Below are 11,309 nucleotides of genomic sequence, written 5' to 3' on the forward strand. Positions count from 1 at the left end.
AATGCGGAGTATCCGAACATGCCAAAAATGAAAACCAAAAGTGGTGCTGCCAAGCGGTTTCTGAAAACTGCTAACGGCATCAAGCACAAGCACGCTTTCAAGAGCCACATCCTGACTAAAATGTCGACCAAGCGTAAGCGTCAACTGCGCGGTAGCAGCTTGCTGCATCCGTCTGACGTGGCAAAAGTCGAGCGCATGCTGCGCCTTCGTTAATTTAGTCAAGAATAGAGGAAGTAACTCATGGCTCGTGTAAAGCGTGGCGTCATTGCCCGTAAGCGTCACAAAAAAATTCTGAAACTTGCTAAAGGCTACTACGGCGCACGCTCCCGCGTATTCCGTGTTGCCAAGCAAGCGGTAATCAAGGCAGGCCAGTACGCCTACCGTGACCGTCGTCAGAAAAAACGTCAGTTCCGCGCTCTGTGGATCGCTCGTATCAATGCTGGTGCTCGTGTTAACGGTCTGTCCTACAGCCGTTTCATCGCTGGCCTGAAAAAAGCGTCCATCGAGATCGACCGTAAGGTTCTGGCTGATCTGGCAGTGAACGAAAAAGCGGCGTTTGCTGCGATTGTCGAGAAAGCTAAAGCCACCTTGGCTTAAGTACCCCCGACAGTCACCCGGCCTCATCTTTGTGGGGTCAGGTGTTAAACGTCATAAATAGGGGAAGAGCCTTCAAGCTCTTCCCCTATTTTGTATCTGGAGTCTGTACATGGAAAACCTGGATGCGCTGGTCGCTCAAGCACTAGAGGCTGTGCAAAGCGCTGAAGATATCAATGCCCTGGAGCAAATCCGGGTTCAATACCTTGGCAAAAAGGGTGAATTGACTCAGGTGATGAAGACCCTGGGCAATCTTCCGGCAGAAGAGCGTCCGCAGGTCGGCGCCCTGATCAACGTTGCCAAGGAGCGTGTTACAGGCGTTCTCAATGCACGCATGGCTCTGTTTGAAGAAGCCGAACTGGCTGCCAAACTGTCCGCCGAGTCCATCGACGTGACGTTGCCGGGCCGTGGCCAGACCTCCGGTGGTCTGCATCCGGTGACCCGCACGCTGGAGCGTGTCGAGCAGTTCTTCACCCGTATTGGCTACGGCATCGCCGAAGGCCCCGAGGTCGAAGACGACTATCACAACTTCGAAGCGCTCAACATCCCAGGCCACCACCCGGCCCGGTCGATGCATGACACCTTCTATTTCAATGCCAACATGCTGCTGCGCACCCATACCTCGCCAGTACAGGTCCGCACAATGGAATCGAAGCAGCCGCCGATTCGCATCGTCTGCCCGGGCCGTGTGTATCGCAGCGACTCCGATATCACCCACTCGCCGATGTTCCACCAGGTCGAAGGCCTGCTGGTCGATCGCGACATCAATTTCGCCGATCTCAAAGGCACCATCGAAGAATTCCTGCGGGTGTTCTTCGAGAAAGAGCTGGCCGTGCGTTTCCGTCCTTCGTACTTCCCGTTCACCGAGCCATCCGCTGAAGTCGACATGGAATGCGTGATGTGCAGCGGTAAAGGCTGCCGCGTCTGCAAGCAGACTGGCTGGCTGGAAGTGATGGGCTGCGGCATGGTTCACCCGAACGTGCTGCGCATGTCCGGCATCGATCCGGAAGAGTTCTCCGGCTTTGCTTTCGGCATGGGCGTCGAGCGTCTGGCCATGCTCCGTTACGGCGTGAACGACTTGCGTCTGTTCTTCGACAACGACTTGCGGTTCCTCGCGCAATTTCGCTAGTCGTAACGAATTCTTAGGAGAGCAGGATGAAATTCAGTGAACAATGGCTGCGTGGCTGGGTTAGCCCGCAGGTAGATCGCGACGAGCTGGTTGCCCGTCTGTCGATGGCCGGTCTGGAGGTCGACAGCGTGACCCCGGCCGCCGGTGTATTCAGCGGTGTGGTGGTAGGTGAGGTGCTGAGCACCGAGCAGCACCCTGACGCCGACAAATTGCGCGTGTGCCAGGTCAGCAATGGCGCGGAAACCTTCCAGGTCGTGTGCGGTGCGCCGAACGTGCGTCCGGGCCTGAAGATTCCGTTCGCCATGATCGGCGCCGAGCTGCCGGGTGATTTCAAGATCAAGAAAGCCAAGCTGCGCGGCGTCGAGTCCAACGGCATGCTGTGCTCGCAAGCCGAGTTGCAGATTGGCGAAGGTAACGACGGTCTGATGGAGCTGCCGGCCGATGCGCCGGTCGGCGAAGATTTCCGGGTTTATCTGGATCTGGAAGACGCGAGCATCGAGGTCGACCTGACCCCGAACCGTGGCGACTGCCTGTCGCTGGCCGGTCTGGCCCGTGAAGTCGGCGCGCTGTACACCGCGCAGGTAACCCGTCCAGTGGTGGCCGCCGTACCTGTCGCACATGACGAAGTCCGCTCGGTCGAAGTGCTGGCGCCCGCCGCGTGCCCGCGTTATCTGGGGCGTGTGATCCGTAACGTTGATTTGTCGAAGCCGACGCCGCTGTGGATGGTTGAACGTCTGCGTCGCGCCGATGTGCGCAGCATCGACGCTGCCGTCGACATCACCAACTACGTGATGCTCGAACTGGGTCAGCCGCTGCACGCGTTCGATCTCGCCGAAATCAATGGCGGTATTCGCGTGCGCATGGCGGAAGAGGGCGAGAAGCTCGTGCTGCTCGACGGTCAGGAAGTCAGTCTGCGTAGCGATACGCTGGTGATCGCTGACCATAGCCGTGCGCTGGCTATTGCCGGTGTCATGGGCGGTGAGCACAGCGGTGTGTCCTCGACTACGCGCGACGTTTTCCTGGAAAGTGCGTTCTTCGACCAGATCGCTGTCGCCGGCAAAGCCCGTTCCTATGGCCTGCACACCGACGCCTCGCACCGCTACGAGCGTGGCGTTGACTGGCAACTGGCCCGTGAAGCCATGGAGCGCGCCACTGGCCTGCTGCTGGACATCACCGGTGGCGAAGCCGGCCCGATCATCGAGACCGTCAGCGAGCAGCACCTGCCGTCGATCGCGCCGATCACCCTGCGTTCCCAGCGCATCACGCAAATGCTGGGCATGGAAATGGATTCGGCTCAGGTCGAAAGCCTGCTCAGCGGGTTGGGTCTGAAGATTACCGCCGATGGTGCAGGGCAGTGGCGCGTTGAAGTGCCGAGCCATCGCTTCGACATCAGCCTGGAAGTCGATCTGATCGAAGAGTTGGCCCGCCTCTACGGCTACAACCGTCTGCCGGTTCGTTACCCGCAAGCACGTCTGGCACCGCAAGCAAAGGCAGAAGCGCGTAGCGATCTGCCGGAGCTGCGTCGTCTGCTGGTTGCTCGTGGTTATCAGGAAGCGATCACTTACAGCTTCATCGATCCGCGTCAGTTCGAACTGTTCAATCCGGGTGTCGAACCACTGTTGCTGGCCAATCCGATTTCCAATGACATGGCGGCCATGCGTTCGTCGCTGTGGCCGGGTCTGGTCAAAGCGCTGCAACACAACCTCAATCGCCAGCAGGATCGCGTGCGTCTGTTCGAAAGCGGTCTGCGTTTCGTCGGCCAGCTCGACGGCCTGAAGCAAGAGCCAATGTTGTCGGGCGTGGTGTGCGGCAGCCGCCTGCCGGAAGGCTGGGCACAGGGTCGCGATACCGTGGACTTCTTCGACGTCAAGGCTGACGTGGAAGCGGTGCTGGGCTTCGCCGGTGCGCTGGATTCGTTCACTTTTGCTCCGGGCAAACACCCGGCGCTGCACCCGGGCCAAACTGCGCGCATCGAACGCGAAGGCCGTGAGGTCGGTTTCATCGGTGCAATTCACCCAGAACTGTCGAAAGCGCTGGGCCTGGATCGTCCGGTCTTCGTTTTCGAGCTGGTTCTGGCTGAAGTGACACTCGGTAAAATGCCGAAATTCCACGAGTTGTCGCGCTTTCCTGAAGTGCGTCGTGACCTAGCACTGATCGCGCATAAAGACGTCGCAGCCTCGGCTGTACTAGACGTAATTCGTGAAAATGCAGGCGAATGGCTCACTGATCTCAGGCTGTTTGACGTGTATCAGGGTAAAGGCATTGATCCTGATAGAAAAAGCCTCGCCGTTGGCTTGACCTGGCAGCATCCATCGCGCACTCTTAATGACGATGAGGTGAATTCGACGACGCAAAATATCCTCACCTCGCTCGAACAAAGGTTGAACGCCACGTTAAGGAAGTGACGTATGGGGGCTTTGACGAAAGCTGAGATGGCGGAACGTCTGTATGAAGAGCTGGGCCTGAACAAGCGGGAAGCCAAGGAATTGGTAGAACTGTTTTTCGAGGAAATCAGGCACGCTCTTGAAGACAACGAGCAGGTCAAATTGTCCGGTTTCGGCAATTTTGACCTTCGGGACAAACGCCAGCGGCCTGGCCGCAACCCGAAAACGGGGGAAGAAATCCCGATCACGGCTCGCCGTGTGGTCACCTTTCGTCCAGGGCAGAAGTTGAAGGCCCGAGTTGAGGCTTATGCTGGAACCAAGTCATAACGACGAACTACCCGTCATCCCGGGCAAACGCTACTTCACCATTGGTGAAGTCAGCGAGCTGTGTGCCGTAAAGCCACACGTGCTGCGCTACTGGGAGCAGGAGTTTCCTCAGCTCAACCCCGTCAAGCGCCGCGGGAACCGCCGGTATTATCAGCGCCAGGACGTGCTGATGATCCGGCAGATCCGTGCGCTCCTCTACGATCAGGGTTTCACCATCGGCGGCGCACGCCTGCGCCTGTCCGGCGATGAAGCCAAAGACGACACCACCCAGTACAAGCAGATGATCCGGCAGATGATTGCCGAGCTCGAAGACGTGCTGGTAGTACTCAAGAAATAAAAAGCAGCGTTTGAATACTTCCAGTTTTCAAACGCTTGCGCTATATTCTTGAACGTTCTTCGAGGTGAAGAACGAGATGCAACATCAGTCGGGGCGTAGCGCAGTCCGGTAGCGCACTAGCATGGGGTGCTAGGGGTCGAGTGTTCGAATCACTCCGTCCCGACCATATATTTCAATGACTTAGCCCAATCTGAAAAGGTTGGGCTTTTTCATGTCTGAAAAATACCCCCACATTTACCCCCACAAAAAAATTAATACTCTCTCGATACTCAAGCCGGATCTAGTCGTTCGATCGATAGGCGTGGGGGTAATGCGCGCTGCATAGAATTTTCTCCGCTGATATCATAGTGGCATTATTTCCGGTTAGCCCAGATTGTCTGGCGCGGTAAGGAAGAATAGGTACCCCCGTGAGCACGAGTGAGGCTAGGACAGTTGCATGAACCAGGCAGTCAAGGATGGGTATTCGCTAAATGTCGAACCGCTGACGCGGGAATGTACGAAATCTTGCCATCACGATATCGCCTCTGCAGCGAAAAATTGGTAGTTCGCAGGCATTGTTAGTTTCCTCTTCGATTTGGCTGACTATCATTGATGCCAACGAGGTTTTCGCAAAAAAAGTATGGTATTCGAGGCTAGCGTCGAGCGCTGGCGCAGCGATTCATATGGAGTAGTCATGGAGTTGGATAGGAAGGATCGGGGTCCACAGGATTCTAATCAAAAGGAAATTCCAGTCGGCGCTTTGGTGAGCCTTCCAAATTTGCCCGAAAAAGGAACCTGTCGCTTGGTGAGTGCAGATAGGGGGCAGATCAGGCTTTTCTCTTATACCGAGCGAACCGAATTTCTCATTTCATTTCGGGCTCAGCCATTATTCAGGTTCGCCGTCAGTTCGGGTGCAAAGGTACGGTATCCCGATCCCAACCATCCTAGAAAGGTATCCTTCGGTATCGTTGTCGAGCGACGTGAACCTAATGATGATGGCCTCTTCTCTTATCTAATTCGACAGGCAGATGGCGTTCAACTGGTTTTGGTTGAAGGCCAGTTTGTTCCTATTGGAGGCAAGGGCGATCCCCTGACCTCTATTCGCTCATTCAATTGGTATCAGCCCAAAGAATATTTTGCGAGATGGGCATTTCAAGATATTTTTTCTCTTTGGTGTGAGGGGGCCAGCGGTTTGCCTGCGATGCTGGGGGCCCGAGTCCGACCTCTTGGACATCAACTCTATACTGCACGCCGCGTCTTGTGGGATCGTTTACCTCGTTTCATACTTGCCGACGAGGTTGGGCTTGGCAAAACCATTGAAGCCGGCTTGGTTCTTCAATCCCTGCTTACACAAAATCCTGAATTACGCATCCTCATCATTGCTCCGGGGTCCATGTCACGCCAATGGCTTAATGAACTCTATCTGAAATTTGGTGCGAGGGCGTTTGTCCATATAGACGCCAACCGACTTTTATCCTCCACCGGAACTGAACTAACAACCCTCGCGGAGCAACGGAGGCTAATTGTATCGAGTACGGCGCTCACGACTGATCCTGTCTTTGCCAGGACTTTGGGCGCCAAAGAGTGGGATATTGTCGTAATCGACGAAGCTCACCAGTTTCCTCCGGGAACACCTATTTACAGCCTGTTGGAAGTACTAGCGCTCAACGCTTGGGGAGTATTGCTACTTTCAGCAACGCCTTCCAAGCGCGACGTTGCAAGTCTGGTAGGGCTTCTGGCGCTGGTCGCTCCGGACGTCTATAAAACGGAAGATGGCGAACTGCTTGAGCAGCGACAGGTTCAGCAGCAGAGCATCTGGGACCGCTTGAACTTTACAGCAAATATTCTGGAGTCAGCCAGGGCCGAGGGCAGGCAACTAGACCAAGACTCGTTGGAGTTCCTCGCTGAGGAATGGGTGGAAGTTCTGCCCGATGATCCAAACGCTTGTGGGATGATAGACCGGTTGCGCGCGGGCAACGCCGACGCTGCCATGGAACTGGTGGCCTACGTCCAGGAGTTCTACCGACTGGATCACCGAGTAATTCGCAACCGAAGAAAGACCTTGCGGCAATTGGGCCTTAATTGGGCGCCTCGCCAGCACATCCAACTTGAATACGCCCCATCTCGCGATGAGGCGATCTTCCTTGGGCACATGGAGGCGTTGCCGGTTGGCGATGGCTTGGCTTCGGTCGCGCTGCGATCTTTGTATTGGCGCTTCGCTACAAGTACGGCTGACAACGCACTAGCGTTTCTACGCAAGCGCCAGGAGGCACTGACTACGTTAGGAGTCGATAGAGTCAACCATAGAAACGAGTGCAGCCTAGACTGGCTTCTATCTGATCCTGGTCCAAGCGAGGAGCAGTTGATCATCGATCGGATCCTGGCAGCTACTCCCCCGTTTGAAGCTGAGAGGGCGTGGTTGAACATCGCAGTCCCGTTGGCTGAAGCTTGGTTGGAAACAGGGGTTTGTGAACGAATTCAATCTGCGGTCCGTTGGATTGAGACTCACTTGGCCGAAGAGGCCTCGCATCAAGTCCTGGTTTTTACTCAGGATGCCCAGGCTGTGAAGGAGGTGGTGGGCATTCTTCGGGCACGCTTAAGTTCAAGCGAAATTCAGGAATTTCACTCCGAAATGCCCGAGGCAGATTTGGCTGAGGTGGCCTTCGTCTTCCAGCATAATCCGAAATGCAGGCTCCTCGTTAGCGATGAGCTGGGGGGCGAAGGACGTAACTTTCAAAATGCTAGTGCCGTTGTTCATTTGGATCTGCCTCTTTCCACTGCCCGGATTGAACAGCGGGTTGGGCGCCTTGATCGGATCGGTCGAGCGGCGGATCGCCCAGTGATTTCCATCACCCTAACTGGCCCGCTCGCGGCGGAGCAGGCTCTGCTTGCAGTCCATGTTGAGGTGTTCAAAGTGTTTGAACGCTCTGTGGGCGGTCTTGAATTTATCTTGCCCCGCTTGCAGAGAGATATGGCCATCGCTTACGGCGAAGGTGCGCAGGTACTTAGAGGTTTGTTGCCCCAGTTGTCTGCTCGGGTTGATGAAGCGCTGGCAGCCACCGACGAGGCTTTTGAGCTCTCTTGGGACGCTACTAAGCCTCAACTCGATCTTGCGACAGTGCAAGCGCAGCATTTGGATGAGGCCTGTGATTCACAACTGGCTGAGGAGGTTGTGACCCGCTGGGCGCGCCGGCTTGGTCTACGTACGCGTCGAATTGAAAGCGGTGCTGTCGAGTTTAAATGGGAAAAGGATGACCTCCGGGTAGATCTGCCAGGGCTAACCAGTGGCCATGGAGGTTTTCTCCAAGGCACCTTTAATCGGTCACAGGCACTAGCACATGAAAACCTTCAATATTTTGGGCCTGGTCATCAACTGATCGACAGCATGCTTGCTTCACTTAGCAGTGATGACCTCGGTCGGGTTACGGCTTTTGCCATCCCATTCGAACCCAAGTTCAAAGGAACTTGGCTGCTGCATGTGCTGGTGAAAACGCGAGTCAACGAGGCACTGTGGGCCGAGGACGGCATGACCGCAGGGTTGGCGCTGCGGGCAGAATCAGTCTATTGGCCGGAAGTGATACCCGAATTGGTCGCGTTGTTACCGGGGCGGGACCCGGGTGCGGCTGTTGTAACAAACTCCTCAGTTCGAAAGCTCTTAACTACCCCATCTGAGCCACCCCGAACCATTCCGATTAAGCGCGAGCAACTCTCGGAGTTGCCGAATTTAGCGGACCTTTTCTCTGCGCTCTCGCAGGGCGCTGAGCTAGCACGCTCCGTCATTGCCCAGCGTCAGCGTGATGTGGCTGCAGTCCGAGTAGAGCAATTGAAGGGATATCTGCGATCTGAACTCGGCTGGCTTAAATGGCAAGCCGAGCAAGGATCCGCAGAGACCGCTAGCAAAGCACGAATCGACCTCGAAGCACGTCAGGCGCTGCTGGAAAGTGTGAGGCAGCCTATTACCGAAATAGAAGGCTTGGCGTTGATATGTCTGATTTAGATGTAGTGTTCAAAGCCACAGCACAGAGTATGGAAACGGCAATTGCTGTCTGTAAAACCACGCTTGCCGAGGCGGTTTCTGAGAGCGAGTGCTGGCGCTTGCGAAGCCTACTGCGTTGTTTCAAAGCTCTTCAAGCAGCTGACGCCAGAGCTGACCGTGGTGCGCTGTGGCAGGAGGCTGTGCGGCTGGTGGGGGGGCGGTTGCCAATAAGCCGTGAAGCGCTGCACCCAGGAGATCAGGAGTTTCTGAGCAGATTCGGGTTGCGTCTTGGCGGTACCGAGAGTCAGCCAGTGTTGCTGCTCGATGCGAAGGAAGATCATGATCCGCTTCATGTATGTATCGATGAGGCCTTGCAGCTAGATGTGTCACTGCGACAGCCTTATCAGACTGCTGTGGCCGATGCTCTACTTCTGCGATTTTCACGCTACCTACACTACCGAACTCCAACCCAAAAGGCAGCGATACAAGCCCTAGCTTGTATGCCCAGTGGGGCTAGCTTGCTGGTGACGATGCCAACAGGCGCAGGAAAGAGTTTGCTGTTTGAGTTGGCCCCCGCATGGTGGCAAACCACTCTGATGGGGCTGGAACGGGCATGTGCGGTTGTGATTGTTCCAACGGTTGCACTGGCGTTGGCCCATGCAAGCCATTTTGCCACCCATCCCGGGCTTAAAGGGAGCGCCGCGTTAGTATCGGAGCTATCGGGTGAAAAAAGGGGAGCGCTGCTTGATGCTTTCCGGCGTGGCGAAGTACCACTTTTGTTTTTATCGCCTGAGATGGCTTTAAGTACAAGTGTGAGACAGGTGCTGATAGAGGCATCGCGCCATTCGAGCGACAAGCCTCTTGGTCTAAATGCTCGGTTGATGGGTGTGTTTATCGATGAGGCCCATATTATCGAGAGTTGGGGGCGAAGTTTTCGGCCTGACTTTCAGCGCTTACCCGGATTAGTTCATATGCTCCGGAAGACTAGTCCTGAGATTAGAACGATTCTGCTTTCTGCCACCATTGGCGATGCAGCGAGAAACGAGATCATTCGTGCCTATGAAGTTTCTGGACGTTTCCTCGCTATTGATGCCCGCGTGCCACGTTATGAACTCGATCTTGTCACCTACCGTTGTCCAAATGCGCAGGAGCGGATGCGACGGGTAATCGAGTTGGTGGATCGCCTCCCGCGTCCGGCCCTGGTTTACACGACCTTGGTGACCGATGCACTCGAACTTGGAGATACGTTAGCAAAAAGGGGTTACAAGCGCCTGGCGGTATATACCGGTGAAATGGGCAGCGAGGGAGAGCGTAAGCGGGTTGTTGACGATTGGTTGGCCGACCGACTAGATCTGGTGGTGGCGACGTCGGCCTTTGGTATGGGCATAGATAAGCGCGATGTCCGAGCGGTGGTCCATGCTTGCGTGCCTGAAAGCCCGGCACGTTACTATCAGGAGATTGGTCGCGCTTCCCGCGACGGACATCAGGGACTAGCCGTTATCCTGTGGGTTGGTAGCGCCGGCAGTGATAATGACTGGAGATTGGCGCGGCGGCAGGCTGTCTCCGGTTGGTTGACACCTGAGCTATTGGCATCACGGTGGCAAACATTACTAGCTAATGCACAGACTTCCAGTCCAGACGAAAAAACTGGGGAGCCAAGGTTTGCCATGGTCCTGGACGCCGGCCGGAATAAATCGGGCGACATTAAGGGGGATTACCACCGGCTTTGGAACATGAGTTTGCTTAACCTGCTGCAGCGTAGCGGGCTATTGCAAGTGGATGTGGTGGAAGATAGCGCTGAGATGCCTATATGGCGGATTACCCTCCTAGCAAATTGGCTTTTGGAGTCGCCATTAGCCACGGACCTGCGCTGGGTGCCAGTGATAGCGCTTCGCGACGCGGAGCAGCAAGCATCTCGTGAAGACCTTGAACACTTTCGTTGCTTAATAGATGGAAGCGAACCAAATTGCATACTTACTGGAACGTTTGATTTAGTCGAGGCGGGCTCGAATATCGTCGATCCCTGCGGACGGTGCGAATTTTGCCGGCGCAACGAGTTTACTCCCCCGCAGGAAGTCACGTTCCATGGCTTGAAGGCTCGTTGGTCGGAGCCGTGCTTTTTCAAACCTCATGCTTTCGTCGCAGGCGTAAGCGTTGTGCATCCTCTGGATGAGCATTTCGGAGAGGGGTTGAGGGATCTCGTAATCCGCCTGGCTGCAGCAGGCATTGAGCAGTTTGTTGCGCCGTCCGGGGTTGCTGAGCGGCTTTCATTATTGCTGAAGGACTCACCTTGCCAATTTGGTTTTGTGCATGATTTTGAGACGCTTGAACGTGCGGATGCCGCGATTGCCAATTTGCCTACTGCAGTACTTGTTTCTGTTGACTATAAAAATCCTCGCCAGCTTTTGCAGCGACTTGAGTCATTGGAAGACGTGGCGCGCGAACAGTGTTTTGTCCTGGTCGTATCATCTGATCTGCAAGTTGAGGGGCGACCAATGGCGCAGGTTGCCTCTGTTGTCGCACCGATTCGGGAGCGAGCGCTTGAGTCAATGGCGAGGAGACTAGTCTTGTGAGGTTATTTTT

At 55.5% G+C, this 11,309-nt stretch carries 8 protein-coding genes and 1 tRNA gene; all 9 read left to right on the forward strand.

The window, feature by feature from the left end; all coding sequences use genetic code 11:
• Positions 1-18 precede the first annotated feature (18 nt).
• The 9 genes from rpmI to ACYYKW_RS07385 all read left to right on the forward strand — a co-directional run bounded on the left by rpmI (position 19) and on the right by ACYYKW_RS07385 (position 11,299).
• Entirely contained in the window at positions 19-213 is a 195-nt protein-coding gene (gene rpmI / locus ACYYKW_RS07345) for a 50S ribosomal protein L35 (RefSeq protein ID WP_002553160.1), read from the forward strand.
• 27 nt (positions 214-240) lie between these two features.
• Entirely contained in the window at positions 241-597 is a 357-nt protein-coding gene (rplT, locus tag ACYYKW_RS07350) for a 50S ribosomal protein L20 (RefSeq protein WP_002553161.1), read from the forward strand.
• Positions 598-706: 109 nt separating this feature from the next.
• A complete protein-coding gene (gene pheS, locus ACYYKW_RS07355) occupies positions 707-1,723 on the forward strand; it encodes a phenylalanine--tRNA ligase subunit alpha (RefSeq protein WP_090282682.1) in 1,017 nt (338 codons plus the stop codon).
• A gap of 26 nt (positions 1,724-1,749) precedes the next feature.
• On the forward strand, positions 1,750-4,128 hold the full coding sequence (gene pheT / locus ACYYKW_RS07360; RefSeq protein WP_464989752.1) for a phenylalanine--tRNA ligase subunit beta: 2,379 nt from the start codon (positions 1,750-1,752) through the stop codon (positions 4,126-4,128).
• Between the two features lie 3 nt (positions 4,129-4,131).
• The gene (gene ihfA / locus ACYYKW_RS07365; RefSeq protein ID WP_002553164.1) at positions 4,132-4,434 is read left to right on the forward strand and encodes an integration host factor subunit alpha; all 303 of its coding nucleotides are present in this window, start codon (positions 4,132-4,134) and stop codon (positions 4,432-4,434) included.
• The gene (locus ACYYKW_RS07370) at positions 4,415-4,771 is read left to right on the forward strand and encodes a MerR family transcriptional regulator (protein ID WP_003179985.1); all 357 of its coding nucleotides are present in this window, start codon (positions 4,415-4,417) and stop codon (positions 4,769-4,771) included. Before ihfA ends, ACYYKW_RS07370 begins: the two co-directional genes overlap by 20 nt.
• Before the next feature lie 89 nt (positions 4,772-4,860).
• Positions 4,861-4,937: transfer RNA gene (locus ACYYKW_RS07375), tRNA-Pro, on the forward strand.
• A gap of 507 nt (positions 4,938-5,444) precedes the next feature.
• Positions 5,445-8,747 carry an SNF2-related protein gene (locus ACYYKW_RS07380; RefSeq protein WP_464989753.1) on the forward strand — a complete coding sequence of 1,101 codons (3,303 nt, stop codon included), beginning with the start codon at positions 5,445-5,447 and terminating at the stop codon, positions 8,745-8,747.
• Positions 8,735-11,299, forward strand: coding sequence for a DEAD/DEAH box helicase (locus tag ACYYKW_RS07385; protein WP_464989754.1), 2,565 nt, complete (start codon positions 8,735-8,737; stop codon positions 11,297-11,299). The genes ACYYKW_RS07380 and ACYYKW_RS07385 overlap by 13 nt, the downstream gene beginning before the upstream one ends.
• Positions 11,300-11,309: the final 10 nt, after the last annotated feature.

The sequence above is a fragment of the Pseudomonas sp. 15C genome (genome assembly GCF_055484735.1).